Annotated in this window: 13 protein-coding genes and 2 CRISPR repeat arrays (1 of these 15 cut by a window edge); of the genes, 9 read left to right on the forward strand and 4 right to left on the reverse strand. The window is 69.4% G+C overall.

Features of this window, described 5'->3' with window-relative positions; all coding sequences use genetic code 11:
* Positions 1-6 precede the first annotated feature (6 nt).
* The 4 genes from OG344_RS14000 to coaA all read right to left on the reverse strand — a co-directional run bounded on the left by OG344_RS14000 (position 7) and on the right by coaA (position 3756).
* Positions 7-873, reverse strand: a complete 867-nt coding sequence (locus OG344_RS14000; RefSeq protein WP_405088574.1) for an ABC transporter permease — start codon at positions 871-873, stop codon at positions 7-9.
* Entirely contained in the window at positions 870-1796 is a 927-nt protein-coding gene (locus OG344_RS14005; protein WP_405088575.1) for an ABC transporter ATP-binding protein, read from the reverse strand. The genes OG344_RS14000 and OG344_RS14005 overlap by 4 nt, the downstream gene beginning before the upstream one ends.
* A gap of 78 nt (positions 1797-1874) precedes the next feature.
* Positions 1875-2804: a DUF389 domain-containing protein gene (locus OG344_RS14010; RefSeq protein WP_405088576.1), complete on the reverse strand. Its 930-nt coding sequence runs from the start codon at positions 2802-2804 to the stop codon at positions 1875-1877.
* Positions 2805-2814: 10 nt separating this feature from the next.
* Positions 2815-3756 (reverse strand): type I pantothenate kinase, encoded by a 942-nt coding sequence (gene coaA, locus OG344_RS14015; protein WP_405088577.1) that lies wholly within the window; start codon positions 3754-3756, stop codon positions 2815-2817.
* A gap of 73 nt (positions 3757-3829) precedes the next feature.
* Positions 3830-5261: a CRISPR direct-repeat array (repeat unit 29 nt; unit sequence GGGACCATCCCCGCGTGCGCGGGGAGCAC).
* A 468-nt stretch (positions 5262-5729) separates the two neighbouring features.
* Here coaA and OG344_RS14020 point away from each other — a divergent pair.
* The 9 genes from OG344_RS14020 (at position 5730) to cas2e (ending at position 15287) form a co-directional block, all read left to right on the forward strand.
* Complete coding sequence (locus OG344_RS14020; RefSeq protein WP_327043724.1) at positions 5730-5915, forward strand: hypothetical protein; 186 nt, start codon at positions 5730-5732, stop codon at positions 5913-5915.
* Positions 5916-6126: 211 nt separating this feature from the next.
* Positions 6127-9018, forward strand: coding sequence for a CRISPR-associated helicase Cas3' (gene cas3 / locus OG344_RS14025; RefSeq protein WP_405088578.1), 2892 nt, complete (start codon positions 6127-6129; stop codon positions 9016-9018).
* Positions 9008-10675 (forward strand): type I-E CRISPR-associated protein Cse1/CasA, encoded by a 1668-nt coding sequence (casA, locus tag OG344_RS14030; RefSeq protein WP_405088579.1) that lies wholly within the window; start codon positions 9008-9010, stop codon positions 10673-10675. Before cas3 ends, casA begins: the two co-directional genes overlap by 11 nt.
* Positions 10672-11355: a type I-E CRISPR-associated protein Cse2/CasB gene (gene casB, locus OG344_RS14035; protein ID WP_405088580.1), complete on the forward strand. Its 684-nt coding sequence runs from the start codon at positions 10672-10674 to the stop codon at positions 11353-11355. Before casA ends, casB begins: the two co-directional genes overlap by 4 nt.
* Entirely contained in the window at positions 11355-12551 is a 1197-nt protein-coding gene (gene cas7e, locus OG344_RS14040) for a type I-E CRISPR-associated protein Cas7/Cse4/CasC (protein WP_405088581.1), read from the forward strand. Before casB ends, cas7e begins: the two co-directional genes overlap by 1 nt.
* A complete protein-coding gene (gene cas5e / locus OG344_RS14045; RefSeq protein WP_405088582.1) occupies positions 12548-13264 on the forward strand; it encodes a type I-E CRISPR-associated protein Cas5/CasD in 717 nt (238 codons plus the stop codon). Before cas7e ends, cas5e begins: the two co-directional genes overlap by 4 nt.
* Positions 13264-13953, forward strand: a complete 690-nt coding sequence (cas6e, locus tag OG344_RS14050) for a type I-E CRISPR-associated protein Cas6/Cse3/CasE (RefSeq protein ID WP_405088583.1) — start codon at positions 13264-13266, stop codon at positions 13951-13953. Before cas5e ends, cas6e begins: the two co-directional genes overlap by 1 nt.
* A gap of 3 nt (positions 13954-13956) precedes the next feature.
* Positions 13957-14919: a type I-E CRISPR-associated endonuclease Cas1e gene (gene cas1e, locus OG344_RS14055; protein ID WP_327043733.1), complete on the forward strand. Its 963-nt coding sequence runs from the start codon at positions 13957-13959 to the stop codon at positions 14917-14919.
* Positions 14916-15287, forward strand: coding sequence for a type I-E CRISPR-associated endoribonuclease Cas2e (gene cas2e / locus OG344_RS14060; protein ID WP_405088584.1), 372 nt, complete (start codon positions 14916-14918; stop codon positions 15285-15287). Before cas1e ends, cas2e begins: the two co-directional genes overlap by 4 nt.
* Before the next feature lie 117 nt (positions 15288-15404).
* Positions 15405-16115: a CRISPR direct-repeat array (repeat unit 29 nt; unit sequence GTGCTCCCCGCGCACGCGGGGATGGTCCC); it runs 1086 nt beyond the window's last position.

A 16115-nucleotide genomic window follows, 5' to 3' on the forward strand; every position in this document is an offset into this window, starting at 1 on the left:
TGGTGGTCACGACGCCGCCTTCCGGTAGCGCAGGAGGACGCCCGTCACGGCCAGGGCGGTCACGGCCAGCAGGATCAGGCCCGAGGCGATGCCCGCGGGGTATGCTTCGCCGCCCGCCGGTTCGGTGCCGAACAGCGCCGACTGGACGGCGTCGACGAGGAAGAACGGGTTGAGGAGCAGGGCCCAGGGGGCCACGTCGTCCCGGCCGGTCGAGGCGAGCACGGCGTAGAAGAGCCCGGAGACGGCGGCGGTGAACATGTAGAACGCGATCACGACGGCGACCCCGAGGCCGCGGCGCGGGGTGAACGACGCCAGGGCGACGCCCAGGGCGGCCAGCAGCACCGCGCGCAGGACCGTGCCGCCCAGCGCGCCGAGGAAGTCGCCCGTGTGCAGCGGCATCGGCATGTCGATCAGCATCTCGCCGACGAACTGGATCGTGATCGGGATCGCCATCAGGCAGAACAGCGCGACCGTCAGCGCGGCCAGCTTCGCCACGACGTAGTCGGTCACGGTCAGCGGGCGGGAGAGATACAGCGGCAGCACGCGGAACCGCAGGTCCGGCGCGACCAGGTACGGCGCCTGCGCGGCCAGGAAGACGGCGATCACCGCCTGCATGAAGACGGCGTACTGCGAATAGGGCATGACGAACTGCTTGGCGATCGCCATCACGCCGATCGACACGACCGTCGGCATCACCATGATCGCGGCCAGCAACAACGGCATGATCTTGGCGCGGATCGTGCGGCCCAGCCCGAACACGCCGCGCAGGCTCTGCACGCCGAGGGCGAGCGTCGCCCGGCCGCGCCCGAGCCGTACGCCGTCGTAGTGGCGGTATCCGATGTCGTGGATGACCGCGGTCGGCTCGATCGTCATGCCACCGGCTCCTTGAACACATCTTCGATGCGGCCCCGGCGCTGCTCCAGTCGCAGGAGGCTGAGACCGAGGTCGCTGACGGCGTCGCGCACCGCGTCGTAGGTGCGGCCGGGGTCGTCGGCGGACACCTGCACCGTCAGCAGCCTGCCCTGCACCGCCACCGTCTCGCCGCCGCCCGTGAGGCGGTCGGCCAGTTGCTGCTGCCCCTCCTCGACCTCCACCGCGATGGTCTGCTCGGCCCGGGTGAACTCCCGGATCGCCGAGGAGCGCAGCAGCCGCCCGCCGTCGATGACGATCACGTGGTCGCACACCCGCTCAAGCTCGCCGAGCAGGTGGGAGGTGACCAGGACGCTGATGCCGAACTCGGTGCCGACCCGCCGGATCAGCCCCAGCATGTCGTCGCGGCCCTGCGGGTCGAGCCCGTTGGTGGGCTCGTCGAGGAAGACCAGCCGAGGGTCGTGGACGAGGGCCTGGGCGAGTTTGACGCGCTGCCGCATGCCGGTGGAGTAGCCCCCCATCGGGCGGTAGCGCTCCTCGTCCAGCCCGACATGGCGCAGCGTGTCCGCCGCGCGCTCACGGGCCGCGGTGCGCGGCAGGCCGGACATCTGGGCCATGTGGACCACGAACTCGGTCGCCGAGATGTCCGGGGGCAGGCAGTCGTGCTCGGGCATGTAGCCCACGGTCCGCCGGATCTCCAGGCCCTGGGTGGCCGTGTCCAGGCCCAGCACCGAGGCGCTCCCCGAGGTGGGTGGCACCAGGCCGAGCAGGATCTTGATCAGGGTGGACTTGCCCGCGCCGTTGGCGCCGACCAGGCCGGTCACGCCGGTCCCGGCCGCGACGGTGAGGTGGTCGAGCGCCGTGACGCGGGGGAACCGCTTGGTCAGCCCCTCGGTCGCGATGCATGGAGTCGCGCTCGCTGTCATGACTGGCACCCTACTCGGCGACGCCCCCGCCGGGCCTCCGTCTGATGGAGGAACCGATCTACGCCTCAGGTATGCCTGTCACGCGCGACTTCCGCCGTACCGGCTCCACAGGAGGCGCTGGAGGAACAGCGTCGAGGTGCCCGCGACGACCATGCCGGCGAGGTTCACGACGAGCTGCAGCGCGGAGCCGCCGACGTCGTCCCAGCGGCCCAGCGCGAGGGCCGCCGCCATGTAGCCGGCCGCGGGGACGGTGGTGACGGAGATGAAGACGCCGACCAGGGCCGACGACTTGCCCGCCGTGATCGACAGTACGCCGGCGGCTCCGGCGAGCAGCGCCACGATAAAGGACCATTTGTCGGGCGTCACGATGAAGCGCACCTCGTCGTGGTGCCGCAGCGTCTCGGGGGAGATCCAGTGGAGGCCGCGCGCCGCGAGTGCGCAGGCCAGGGTGACGGCGACCGCGACCGCGAAGCCGACCGTGAGCGTACGGGCCGCCGCGCCGATGAGCCGCCAGTGGCGGCCGAGCAGGCCGAAGGAGACCGCCGCCACCGCGCCGAATTCGGGACCGAGCACCATGGCGCCGACGATGAGGATCTGTGAGGGGATGACCACACCGATGGCCGCCAGTTGGGTGGCGATGGTGAGGAACGTCAGGAACGCCCAGGTGATGCGGCTGTCGAGGGCGACCCGCGCCTCGAACTGGTCCCACACCACCGCGTCTTCGCCCTCGCCGGGCGCCCGCTCCTCCGCCTCGTCGGCTCCCCGGGAGATGGACAGCTCGATCTCCTCGGCCGTGATCGAGCCGTCCTCCTCCAGGCCGAGCGCCTTGAGCTCCTCGATGACCGTGTTGGCGGCCTCCCTGGCGACGTCGGCGAGCACCATGTCGCCCTCAGGCCGCCGGGCCGCCTTGGTCAGGACCACGATGTTGGTGACGCCCGGCGTGCGGTCGAGCGCCTCGACGACCCGGTCCGTACGCTCATAAGGGGCGATCACCCGCAGATGCAGCACCAGACGATTATCAGGTACGGCGGAGCCGTACGTGGGTGACCGAGTGGTCGGAACCCTTGTGGAGGATCAGCCCGGCCCGCTCGCGCGTCGGCGCGATGTTCTCCACCAGGTTGCGCTCGTTGACGTCGCGCCAGACGCCCTGCGCGAACGTGGTCGCCTCCTCGTGCGAGAGCGCCGCGATGTGCCGGAAGTAGGACTTCGGGTCCGCGAAGGCCGTACGGCGCAGCTTGTGGAAGCGCTCGACGTACCAGGTGCGGATGTCCTCGATCCGGGCGTCCACGTAGATGGAGAAGTCGAAGTAGTCGTAGACGGCGAGGGCGTCCGGCGGCGCGGGCTGCAGGACGTTGAGCCCCTCCACGATCAGGATGTCCGGCCGGTCGACGACGTGTGTCGCGCCGGGCACGATGTCGTACTCCAGATGGCTGTAGACGGGCGCCTCGACCGCGGGACGGCCCGCCTTCACGTCGGCCACGAAACTCACCAGCGCCCGCCGGTCGTAGCTCTCCGGGAAGCCCTTGCGGTGCGTGATCCCGCGCTCCTCCAGCACCTTGTTGGGATGGAGGAAGCTGTCGGTGGTGATCAGGTCGACGCGGGGGTGCTCGGGCCAGCGGGCGAGCAGCGTGTGCAGCAGCCGCGCCGTGGTCGACTTGCCGACCGCGACGCTGCCCGCGATGCCCAGCACGTACGGCGGGGGCGCGCTGTGCTCGCCGAGGAACGCGCCGACGGCGGCGCCGCGCTGCCGCGAGCCGGTGAAGTGCAGGTTCAGCAGCCGGGTGAGCGGCAGGTAGACGTCGGTGACCTCGGACAGGTCGATCGGGTCGTGGACGCCGCGCAGCTCCCGCAGCTCCGCCTCGGTGAGCGTGAGCGGCGTGTTCCTGCGCAGGTCACGCCACTGCTCCCGGCTGAGCTCGACATACGCGTCCCCATCTGCCACGACGGCAAGCGTAGCCATGACTCCTCGCCTGCCTGACCGAGGGGCTCACCGGGGAGCACAGCACACCCCCTAATCACGCAGCGCCTCAGACCGGACCATCCCCGCGTGCGCGGGGAGCACCTGTCCCCGTCCCGGACCTGGTAGTACATGAAGGGGCCATCCCCGCGTGCGCGGGGAGCACCTGTCCCCGTCCCGGACCTGGTAGTACATGAAGGGACCATCCCCGCGTGCGCGGGGAGCACGACGCGGGCCTGCACGCGGACGCCCGACAAATGGGACCATCCCCGCGTGCGCGGGGAGCACAGCATTCCCGAAGGGAGAGTCCCATGTCCGAAGGGACCATCCCCGCGTGCGCGGGGAGCATACGGGGATACCGGCCCCGACCGCGCGGATGATGGGACCATCCCCGCGTGCGCGGGGAGCACAGGCCGGTCGAGATGGCCGCCTGAATCGCGGCGGGACCATCCCCGCGTGCGCGGGGAGCACGGTGACATGCACGTCCACGTCGGTCTTCCCGAGGGACCATCCCCGCGTGCGCGGGGAGCACTTCCGCGTAGGTTCACAAGGGAAATGGTTGACGGGACCATCCCCGCGTGCGCGGGGAGCACATACAGGGCTCGTCAATCGGATTGGGAGTCCAGGGACCATCCCCGCGTGCGCGGGGAGCACGGCACCAAGAAGGCCCCGGCCATGCTCGTCCCGGGACCATCCCCGCGTGCGCGGGGAGCACTTGTGCCGCCACTCGATCGGGAGGTCGAGGGGAGGACCATCCCCGCGTGCGCGGGGAGCACTTCACCGCGCCGGGTGGTGACCAGCACCGCCAGGGACCATCCCCGCGTGCGCGGGGAGCACATTCCAACGGAATGCGCCGCGCAGGTGGCCCTGGGACCATCCCCGCGTGCGCGGGGAGCACGTGATCGCCGGGCCGAACAGCTCCAACCCGGCGGGACCATCCCCGCGTGCGCGGGGAGCACGATCTAGTGTTTCAACAGTGCGACGGATGTCCGGGACCATCCCCGCGTGCGCGGGGAGCACGGCTCGTCCAGCGACCGGGGCGGCTTCGGGTTGGGACCATCCCCGCGTGCGCGGGGAGCACTTCAGCAGGGCCGCGCGCGAGCACCTCGAACCGGGACCATCCCCGCGTGCGCGGGGAGCACCCGCCTCAGGTCGCGAGCAAGCCGACGATCCTGGGACCATCCCCGCGTGCGCGGGGAGCACGAGGCCGGTGGCGATGAGGGCGGCCCAGGGCTGGGACCATCCCCGCGTGCGCGGGGAGCACACGCCGAGGGTGAGGGAGTCCCAGGCGCGCACGGGACCATCCCCGCGTGCGCGGGGAGCACGTGAAGCCGTCCAGGACGATCGAGGAGCAGGACGGACCATCCCCGCGTGCGCGGGGAGCACTGCCCCGCGGTGGCGGGCGTGCTGATGGTGAAGGGACCATCCCCGCGTGCGCGGGGAGCACGTAGCCGCCCGTGAGCGCCTTCTCTGCGGCCCGGGACCATCCCCGCGTGCGCGGGGAGCACACTTCACGACCTGCGAAGACGCGAGCCGCGTGACGACATTACGAGCACTTTCGTAGACTCGGACATTTCGGACTGTATTGGCTTTGGGTCTTGGATGGTCGATCGCTTTGACGTGCCTGGCGGGGCGCCAGGGCCGTCAATGCGAGGACGGCCCCGGCGCGGCGCGGCGGCGGGCTCGCGGTGTGGCGAGCTGGGACTATCCCCGCGTGCGCGGGGAGCACGGTTACTACTATCGTCCGCATGGGACCATCCCCATGTCATGGGGAGCATGCCATCTCCCATGATGGCCTACGTGATTGAGCGGTTGGCACGGCGGCTGAACTGGATCGATTACTCTTCGTGAGGTTGGTCGTCGGCGAGGAGGCCTCTCTTATAGCCCTACTCGCGGTTCTTCCTGTGGTAGATTCCTCGCTCAAAGAACGGCAACATGCGAACGATAGAGCTTCATCTTCCCCCTCAGGAGGTTCTATGGCGAAGGAACCGGAGCCGCTCCTCGACTTGAAGAGCTTCGTGCTCCTTCTGTTCGCGACCTTGGTCGGCTGCGCCACTGGCGTCCTCACTCACCTCGCCGGCGGGAATCAGCCGCAGTCCGTGATCGCGGGCGGGGCTGCCGCCGGCGCGGCTCTCATCTGGGCACAGAAGTTGCTGCGCTAGCGCCGAGAAGACGGTCGCGAATGATGGCTCATCTGGGGCCGGTATGGCGCAAATGTGGTTAGAGTGGACAAAAGTGCGAGTCCGGCCATGGGTGACAAGAAGCAGGTCAATCCGTAGTTCGCCCTTGAAGAGCACCTCTCCTCTGTTACGTTTCGGGTTGTCACGAATTCGGAGTGACACGCAGGCCGTCGCTGCTTATTGGGATGATTCTGTGGTCGATGAAGAGCCAGTAGGTGCCGAGCTCGCCGAAGGGCTTTCCAGGGCGGCGCGAGCGGTGTGGGCCAAGCATGACCGTGACAGCGATGGCTGGTTGCCGTTGTGGCGGCATATGGCTGACAGCGGGGCCGTAGCCGGGTTGTTGTGGGATGAGTGGGTCCCGGCTCAGGTATGGCGGATACTGTCGGACGCGCTTCCCGGCGGTGAAGCGGATGCTCGTTGTCTCGTGGTGTGGTCGGCGATGACACACGATATCGGCAAGGCAACGCCGGCTTTCGCATGTCAGGTGGAGTTGCTTGCCGACGGCATGCGGGCCGAAGGGCTGGACATGCCGCTTCAGAAGCGGTTCCCCGACCGGAAGCTCGCCCCGCATGGCCTCGCCGGCCTGGTTCTCTTGCAGGAGTGGATGGCGGAGCGGTACGGCTGGCGAAAGTCGTCCGCTCTGCAGTTCGCGATCGTCGCCGGTGGCCACCATGGGGTGCCGCCGACGGCCCTGGATATCAAGCAGGTGGTCGATCGCCCGCAGTTGCTTCGTACGCGGGAATGCGCGGTGCTGTGGCGAGAGGTTCAATGGGAGTTTCTTGACCGGTGTGCTGATCTGTGCCGACTTCGGGAAAGATTTCCGGCGTGGCAGACGGTAAAACTGCCACAGCAAGCGCAGGTGCTTTTGACCGGCCTGGTCATCGTCGCTGATTGGATCGCCAGCAACCCCGATCTCTTCCCGTATTTCCCCGATGCTCAAAGCGTTAGTGACCAGGAACGCGTCAGAGCGGCGTGGCACGGTCTGAATTTGCCGGCACCGTGGCAGGCGGCGCATCCGGCCGGCGATGTGGCGGAGCTGTTCTTCTCGCGTTTCACCCTGCCCACTGATGCGAGGATCCGACCGGTGCAGCGCTGCGCCGTCGAGATCGCGAGATCCATGGCCCGCCCGGGTCTCCTTGTCATCGAGGCGCCGATGGGCGAAGGCAAGACCGAAGCGGCCCTGGCCGTGGCGGAGGTCTTCGCCCACCAGTCGGGAGCCGGCGGCTGTTTCGTCGCACTGCCCACGATGGCGACGGGCAACGCGATGTTTCCCCGGCTGCTGACGTGGCTGGGCAGGGTCTTCTCAGGCCAGGAGGGACGGCACTCGGTACACCTGGCGCATTCCAAGGCGGCGCTCAACGAGGCGTACGCCGACTTGATCCGGGCCGGTCGGCGGTCAGTGCGTGGCGTCGACACCGACGGTGGCCGAGAGGTGTGGAGTCCGGGTAGCGATGATCGGGCGGCCTCGGCCGAGTTGATCGCGCACCAGTGGCTGCGGGGCCGGAAGAAGGCGATGTTGGCCTCGTTCGGTGTGGGGACGATCGATCAGCTCCTGTTCATGGGGTTGAAGAGCCGTCATCTGGCGCTGCGTCATCTGGCCCTGGCCGGCAAGGTGGTCGTGATCGACGAGGCACACGCCTACGACTCCTACATGAACTCCTATCTGGACCGGGTGCTGTCCTGGCTCGGCGCGTACGGCGTGCCGGTGGTGGTGCTCTCGGCGACGCTCCCGGCCCGGCGACGCCGCGAGCTGGCCGAGGCGTACGCAGGGACGGCCGGGTTCGCTGAGATCGAGGCCGCCGACGACTACCCGTTGCTCACAGCGGTTGAACGAGATCGGCCGCCGGTGATCGAAGCGGTGGAGGGCTCTGGGCGTACGACCGACGTGCACCTTGAGCCTCTCGCCGACGACCTGCCGACGCTGGGGGATCGCCTGGCGAAGGAGTTGGCCGAGGGCGGCTGCGCGCTGGTGATCCGCAACACGGTGGACCGGGTGCTGGAAACCGCGGCCTACCTGCGCGAACGATTCGAGCATGTGACCGTGGCCCATGCCCGCTTCCTGGACCTGGACCGTTTGGCGAAGGACGCCCTGCTGCTGGAGCTGTTCGGACCTCCGGACAAAAGCCACAACCGGCCCGCCAGCGCGCACATCGTCGTTGCGAGCCAGGTCGCTGAGCAGTCCCTGGACGTCGACTTCGACCTACTCGTGTCCGACCTGTGCCCGATTGACCTTCTGTTACAGCGGATAGGCAGACTTCACCGCCACCAGCGAGGCAAAGGCCAAGCCGACCGCCCCGTACGGCTGCGGACAGCCCGATGCCTGGTGACCGGTGCGGACTGGGCGGCCGTGCCGGTCGAGCCGGTGCCCGGCTCCAAGCGCGTCTACCGACTACACGCCCTGCTGCGGTCGGCCGCCGTGCTGGAGCCCTTTCTCACCGGTACCGCGCCGAAGCGGAATGTCGTATGGCTGCCGGACGACATCAGCTCGCTTGTGCAGTGCGCCTACAGCGACCAGCAGGTCGGCCCGCAGGCGTGGCAGGAGGCGATGGTCCGCGCCCGCGCCGCCCACGAGCTGCACCAGGCGACGCAGCGCGAGAAGGCCGACGCTTTTCAGATCAGTTATGTGGGCAGGCCCGGCCGTGCTCTTGTCGGCTGGGTGGAAGCCGGGGTGGGTGACGCCGACGACACCCGCAGGGGCCGCGCCCAGGTCCGGGATACCCAGGAGTCGCTGGAGGTGCTGGTCGTCCAGCGTCGCCGCGACGGCACCCTGACCACGGTGCCGTGGCTGTCGCGAGGACGAGGCGGCGTGGAGTTGCCCACGGATTCGGTGCCCGAGCCCAGGGTCGCGCGCATCGTGGCCGCGTGCGCTCTGCGACTGCCGCACCACTTCTCGGTTCCCGAGACGATGGACCGGGCGATCGAGCAGCTGGAGGCGGACTGCGTCCCGGCCTGGCAGTCGAAGGAGAGCCACTGGCTGGCCGGAGAGCTGATCCTCACGCTCGACGAGAACTGTCGGACCCAACTGGCAGGCTACGCCCTGCATTACTCCCACGAGGACGGTCTGAAGGTGACTGATGCGAGCTGATCCGTCGTTCGACCTGACTCGGTGTCGCTGGCTCCCGGTCCGGATGCGGGACGGCACCGAGGACGAGCTGTCGCTGCGAGAGGTCTTCGAACAGGCCGCCCAGGTGCAGCGGCTGGTGGGTGACGTTCCCACCCAGGAGTTCGCGCTGCTGCGCCTGCTGCTCGCGATCACGCATGACGCGATCCAGGGCCCGGTCGACCTGGAACAGTGGCAGGAGCTGTGGGACGGCGGCCTTCCCGTCGAGGACATCACCGCCTACCTGAATGAGCACCGGCACCGGTTCGATCTGCTGCACCCCACCGAGCCCTTCCTGCAGTGCGCCCGCCTGGAGATCGCCGGCGAGGCGGGCTCGCCGGACCGCATCGTCGCCGATGTCCCCAACGGCGCGCCCTTCTTCACCATGCGTGCCCGCGGTGCGCCCCGGCTCGGCTTCGCCGAGGCCGCACGCTGGCTCCTGCACGCGCATGCCTTCGACACCTCGGGCATCAAGACCGGTGCCAAGGGCGACCCGAGGGTCAAGAACGGCAAGGTCTACCCCCTCGGTGTCGGCTGGGCCGGCAACCTCGGCGGCGTTCTCGTGGAAGGCGACACCCTCAGCGAGACGCTGCTGCTCAACCTGATCGCCTTCGACACCGACAACCTGCGCACCGACCCCGCTCGCGACCTCCCGGCCTGGCGTCACCCGTCCCCGGGTCCCGGTCAGATGGATCCGCTGGAGCTGAGCAGCCGCCCGGCGGGGGTGCGTGACCTGTACACCTGGCAGTCCCGGCGGGTGCGGCTGACTTACGACGCGCACGGCGTGACGGGGGCGATCCTCGGCTACGGCGATACCCTCGCGCCGCACAACAAGCATCAGTTGGAGCCGATGACCGGCTGGCGGCGCAGCCCGGCCCAGGAGAAGAAGCTGGGCCTGGCCCAGGTCTACTGGCCGCGCGAGCACGATCCCAGCCGCAGCGCCTGGCGCGGGCTCGGCGCGCTGATCGCCGGGAACGCCCCCAGCGGGGAGCAACGCGGAGAGGCCGCCGCCATCGTGCGGCCCCGGATTCTCGACTGGGCGGCTCGTCTCAGCGTCGAAGGCGACCTGCCCGCCTTCCTGATCCGGGCACGCCTGTTCGGCGTCGTGTACGGCACGCAGCAGTCGGTCATCGACGAGATCATCGATGACTCCGTCACCATGCCGCTCGTGCTGCTGCATCGAGAAGATCACGGGTTGGGACAGGCGGCCGTCGACGCGGTCGCCGACGCCGAGGCCGCGGTGAGCGCGCTGGGTTACTTCGCCGCCGACCTCGCCTTCGCCGCCGGAGCCGAGACCGAACCACCCAAGGAGGCGGCACGGCATCTCGCGTTCGCCACTCTCGATGGACCGTTCCGCGCATGGCTCGCCGATCTCCGTCCGCAGGACGACCCCAGCCGGGTGCGCGCGGTCTGGCAGCAGCAAGCCCACGACATGGTCAGGCGACTGGGCTATGAGGTGCTGCGCGAGGCCGGTGACGCCGCATGGGAAGGGCGCGTGATCGAAACCAAGCAGGGTCAGGCGCTGTGGCTGAATGCACCCGGTGCCGAGCGGAGCTTCCACGCCAGGCTACGCAAAGCGCTGCCGCTGGCCGCGACCGACTCACCCGGCAAGGCTCTCGACGAACTGGAGGCACGGACATGACCGCACCCACCCCGACCCGCCGTCCTGTCGGCCAGGTGGTCGGCGAGGTCGCGGGCGCCTACATCGCCGAACTGCAGGCGGGATACCTCGCCGATCGGAGTACGGCGGTCGCCACCTTGGCGAGGCTGCGACGTGGCGCCGGCAAACTCCCCCAGGAGGCCCCGGACCTGTGGGGCATCGCCGGCATCGAGCGGTTGTACGGCGAGCAAGGGCTCAGCGAGCGTGACTCCGAGCAGGTGAAGGACAGGGCCGAATCCGCCCTGTTCCTGGCGGTGACCCTGTACGCGCTGCACCAGCAGTCGCGCACGACGGACAGGATGCACCGCCCCCGGGCAGACCTGGGTGCCGCCGTCCGCCGGCTGATGCCCAAGGGCGGGATCGACGAGCCGATCCGGCGCCGCTTCGTCCGCACGGGCACTGCCACCTCCCTCGACGCGCTCGCCTACCGGCTGCGGGAGATCGTCTCCCTGCTGCGCGGAGCCTACATCCCGCTGGACTACGGCCTGCTCGCCCGGCAGCTCTACCAGGCCCAGTGGCCCGACGGGCTGCGCCAGGTCCGCCACAGCTGGGGGCGAGGCTTCCACGCCTACCTCCCCCCCGCCTCCCCAGACGGCTCCTCCGACAGCACCCCGGACAGCTCCTCCGCGAGCGACGACGACCCCACCGACAAGGACATGTGATGACACGCACCATCGTGGAAGTACACGCCCTGCAGACCGTCCCTCCCAGCTGCCTCAACCGGGACGACACCGGCACCCCCAAGAGCGCCGTGTACGGCGGAGTGCGCAGGGCCCGGGTGTCGAGCCAGGCCTGGAAGCGGGCCACCCGGCACGCGTTCCACGGGCGGCTGGACCCCGCCGAGCTGGGGGTCCGCACCCGGCGAGTGGCCGAGGTGCTCGCCGAGCACATCGCCGAACTGGACGACTCGATCGAGCAGGCCCAGGCGTGGAAGCTGGCCGCCGAGACGATCCAGACGGCGACCGGATCCAAGGTCGAGGTGCCCAAGCGCAAGGCGACCGCGGCCAAGGACAACCCGGAGCCGCCCGCACCGGAGTCGAAGTACCTGATGTTCCTCAGCGCCCACCAGCTGCGGGGCCTGGCCGAGCTCGCGGTCAAGGCGCACGGCTCCGGCCCGGACTTCTTCAAGGACAAGGCCAACAAGGACCGCGCCCGTCAGATCGCCAACGCCCGGCACTCGGTCGACATCGCCCTGTTCGGCCGGATGGTGGCCGACGGTTCCGACATCAACGTTGACGCCGCCGCACAGGTCGCCCACGCCCTCAGCGTGCACCCGGTGGACATCGAGTCCGACTACTACACCGCGGTCGACGACTACAAGGAGCGCGAGGACGACGACCTGGGCGCGGGCATGATCGGAACGGTCGAGTTCAACTCCGCCACCCTCTACCGCTACGCCGCGCTCGATGTGGATCTGTTGCGCGCCAACCTGGGCAAAGGGCTGCGCGACGACGAGCCGGTGACCGAGCCGGTGCGCCGCGCCACCGAGGCGTTCGTCGAGTGCTTCCTGACCTCGCTGCCCACCGGAAAGATCAACACCTTCGCCAACCACACCATGCCCGACGCGGTGGTCGTGAAGCTGCGTACCTCACGGCCCATCAACGTCGTCGCGGCCTTCGAGGAGCCCTGCCGGGCCGAGCCGGAGATCGGCGGCCACATGGGGCAGGCGTGCGAGCGGCTCGCCGCCTACATGCCCGAGATCGAACGCGCCTACGGCATCGCCCAGGACACTCCCACCTGGGTGCTGCGGGTGGGCGGGAGCACCGAGGCCCTGGCCGGTCTCGGCACCGTTCTGTCCCTGCCGGACCTGGTCGCGGAGGTCGGGGCCGAGGTCACCCGCAGGCAGGCCGGTGCATGAGCGTTCTGCTGATGCAGCTCGCCGGACCCTTGCAGGCCTGGGGCTCCTCCTCCCGCTTCGCCCGACGATCCACCGAGGCCGCCCCCACCAAGAGCGGGGTCGTCGGGCTGCTCGCCGCCGCGCAGGGCCGCCTGCGGGGCGACGACCTCGCCGACCTGGCCGCGCTGAAGTTCGGCGTGCGGATCGATCAGCCCGGCACGCGCTTGCGCGACTTCCACACCGCCCACCGCTTCGACACCGACGCTGCCATGCCGGTGTCGGAGCGGTACTACCTTGCCGACGCGGTGTTCGTGGCAGGCGTCGAAGGTGAGCAGGGCCTGGTGGAAGAGCTGCACCGGGCGCTGCGCGACCCGGTCTTCCTGCCCTACCTCGGCCGCCGTTCCTGCCCGCCGTCCCGGCCCGTCGACCTGGGCGTGCGGAACGACCTCACCCTTGAGGATGCGCTCGCGCGGCAGGAATGGCGGGCATCGCGCTGGTACCAGCGGCGACACCGAACCCAACAGCACGTCGAACTGGAAGCGCTGATCGAAGCCACACCGGCGGACGGCGCGGTCGACACCCTGCGTGACCAGCCGCTGAGCTTCGACCCGCTGCACCGCCGCTACGCTCTGCGCGGCGTCCGGCGAATCACCGTCCCTGGGGTGCCCAACCCCACCGCACGCGTTCCGCTCCCACTGAGCCACGACCCCACCGCCGTCCTGCGAGGCGCCTGATGTACCTGACCCGCTTCCGCATCAACACCGCCCGCGTCGGCGCCCGGCGGCTGCTGTCCTCACCCCAACGGATGCACGCGGCGGTGATGTCGTCCTTCGCGGAGATCCCCGCGCCCGCCGGACAGGGCCCCCGCGTTCTGTGGCGCATCGATCAGGACAGCCCCACCGCGACGCACCTCCACATCGTCAGCCCCGCCAAGCCCGACCTCACCCACCTCGTGGAACAGGTCGGCTGGCCGCAGACCGGCCGCTGGGAAACCTTCGACTACGGGCCGTTCCTCGACCTGCTAGCGGCCGGCCAGCGGTGGGCGTTCCGGCTTACCGCCAACCCCGTTCACACCGCCCGCCGAAAGGACGACGAACCCACCAAGATCACCGCGCACGTCGGAGTACGGCATCAGATGGGCTGGCTCCTGCAGCGCCAGGACAACGCCGGATTCCGTGTCATTGAGAAGGCATCGGAGCATCAGCTGGTCCCCGAACGGGACCGCCACGAACTCGTCGTCCACAACCGGCGGGAGCTCGCTTTCACCAAGGCCGGCCAAGGCAAGCCGGTCACTCTGGTCTCCGTCACCTTCGACGGACGCCTGGAGGTGACCGACCCCGCCGTACTGCGGCGTACCCTCACTCACGGCCTGGGGAAGGCCAAAGGCTACGGCTGTGGCCTGATGACTCTGGTCAAGGCGTGACTCATGGCGACAGTAGGCCGGCGAGGAGCCTCCTCACCTCGCGAACTCACCCGAATCAGTGACCGGATCTCCTTCATCTACCTCGAACGCTGCACCCTGCACCGCGAGGACAACGCCATCACCGCCGAAGACGCCAACGGCATCACCCACATCCCCTCCGCCACCATCGGAACCCTGCTGCTGGGCCCCGGTACCCGGGTCACCCACCAGGCGATGAGCGTCCTCGGGGACAGTGGAGCGGGAGTCGTATGGGTGGGGGAGCACGGCGTGCGCTTCTATTCCGGCGGCCGATCCCTCAACCGGTCCTCCACCTTCGTAGAAGCGCAGGCCACCAAGTGGGCCAACCGGCGCACGCGCCTGGAAGTCGCTCGCGAGATGTACCGCATGCGCTTCCCGAACGAGAACCCCGACGGCCTCACCCGGCACGAACTTCTCGGCAGGGAAGGCCGCCGGGTCAAAGACTCCTACCGGGCACAGGCCGCCCGCGTCGGGATCCCCTGGAACGGTCGCGTCTACACCCCTGGCTCATTCGACTCCGGCGACCCCGTCAACCAGGCGGTCACCGCGGCCGCCCAATGCATGTACGGCATCGCCCAGACCACCGTGCACGCCCTGGGCTGCGCCCCCGGCCTCGGATTCATCCACTCCGGCCACGAACTGGCCTTCGTCCTGGACATCGCCGACCTGTACAAGACCGAGATCGCCCTGCCGATCGCCTTCGACATCGCCGCAGAAAGCCCGGAAGACGTCGGCTCTTTCACCCGCCGCGCCATCCGCGATCACGTGAACAAGATCGGTCTCCTGCGGCGGTGTGTGAAGGACATCAAGCATCTCCTCCTGACCGACGGAGGAGGCGACGACCCCACCGGAAACGACATCGACCGAGTCACACTCCAAAGTGACCACGGCGTAGAACTCGAGGCCGGCCGCAACTACGACGGCGAATACTACGAGGTGGACTGGTGACGGTCATCGTCCTCACCCGCTGCCCTGCCGGCCTGCGCGGCTTCCTCACCCGGTGGCTGATGGAAATCTCACCCGGCGTCTTCATCGGCGGCCCCTCCGCGCGGATTCGGGAAGCGCTCTGGAACGAGGTCCAGCACTACGCCGACACCGGCCGCGCCCTTCTCGCCTACACCACGGACAACGAGCAGGGCTTCACCTTCGAGACCTACGACCATAAGTGGCATCCAATTGATCACGAGGGCCTCATCCTGCTCCGCCGTCCCAAGGATCAGCCCACCGTGAGCGCCGCCACGCCCGCTCCCTCCGGCTGGAGCAAGGCCGCACAACGCCGCCGCTACGGCCGCGGAGGCCAGGCCAACCCGGGGTAGGAAACCGCAACAGAAATCCGCAGGGCCGACCCATCGTCGAATATGTCGGAAATGTCCAAATCTCTACAAGTGCTCAAAACTAGACTCTCAGCCAGATAAAGCAGCAGGTCAGCCAGTGTGCTCCCCGCGCACGCGGGGATGGTCCCGCCACCAAGGAGCAGCTCGGCGCGGCAAACACGTGCTCCCCGCGCACGCGGGGATGGTCCCACATAGCCGTGGGGACAACATCCGAACGAGTAGTGCTCCCCGCGCACGCGGGGATGGTCCCCGGCGGGCCGCGTCCGCGCCCTCGTTGAACGCGTGCTCCCCGCGCACGCGGGGATGGTCCCGTCCCGGGGCTGCCGAGGTTTTCGTAGGGCCTGTGCTCCCCGCGCACGCGGGGATGGTCCCAAGGTCGACAAGCACGGCCGCGGAGCGTGGCCGTGCTCCCCGCGCACGCGGGGATGGTCCCTGGCAGGCGAGGAACAGGTGCCCGTACCGGGTGTGCTCCCCGCGCACGCGGGGATGGTCCCGCGACCTCGACCCGCTGACAGCGACGATGGGCGTGCTCCCCGCGCACGCGGGGATGGTCCCGTTGACCGGCATCTGATCTCCTTCGAGTGGTGGTGCTCCCCGCGCACGCGGGGATGGTCCCCGCCGAAGGCCGTGGGCACGCTCGACGCCCCCGTGCTCCCCGCGCACGCGGGGATGGTCCCGATGCGGTCCTCGCCGTCCTGCGGGCGTGTGAGTGCTCCCCGCGCACGCGGGGATGGTCCCCACATATACGCGCTCCGCCGAAAAGTCTCCCCGTGCTCCCCGCGCACGCGGGGATGGTCCCTGGGCGCGGGT

Source organism: Microbispora sp. NBC_01389 (genome assembly GCF_045040095.1).
In the GTDB taxonomy this organism is placed as follows: domain Bacteria; phylum Actinomycetota; class Actinomycetes; order Streptosporangiales; family Streptosporangiaceae; genus Microbispora.

Excerpts from the sequence above, each read along its gene's own strand:
- casB (WP_405088580.1), top strand. The coding sequence starts at position 10,672 with ATGACCGCACCCACCCCGACCCGCCGTCCTGTCGGCCAGGTGGTCGGC.
- OG344_RS14000 (WP_405088574.1), bottom strand. The coding sequence starts at position 873 with ATGACGATCGAGCCGACCGCGGTCATCCACGACATCGGATACCGCCAC.
- cas7e (WP_405088581.1), top strand. The coding sequence starts at position 11,355 with ATGACACGCACCATCGTGGAAGTACACGCCCTGCAGACCGTCCCTCCC.
- coaA (WP_405088577.1), bottom strand. The coding sequence starts at position 3,756 with ATGGCTACGCTTGCCGTCGTGGCAGATGGGGACGCGTATGTCGAGCTC.
- casA (WP_405088579.1), top strand. The coding sequence starts at position 9,008 with ATGCGAGCTGATCCGTCGTTCGACCTGACTCGGTGTCGCTGGCTCCCG.
- OG344_RS14020 (WP_327043724.1), top strand. The coding sequence starts at position 5,730 with ATGGCGAAGGAACCGGAGCCGCTCCTCGACTTGAAGAGCTTCGTGCTC.
- cas6e (WP_405088583.1), top strand. The coding sequence starts at position 13,264 with ATGTACCTGACCCGCTTCCGCATCAACACCGCCCGCGTCGGCGCCCGG.
- cas5e (WP_405088582.1), top strand. The coding sequence starts at position 12,548 with ATGAGCGTTCTGCTGATGCAGCTCGCCGGACCCTTGCAGGCCTGGGGC.
- OG344_RS14005 (WP_405088575.1), bottom strand. The coding sequence starts at position 1,796 with ATGACAGCGAGCGCGACTCCATGCATCGCGACCGAGGGGCTGACCAAG.
- cas1e (WP_327043733.1), top strand. The coding sequence starts at position 13,957 with ATGGCGACAGTAGGCCGGCGAGGAGCCTCCTCACCTCGCGAACTCACC.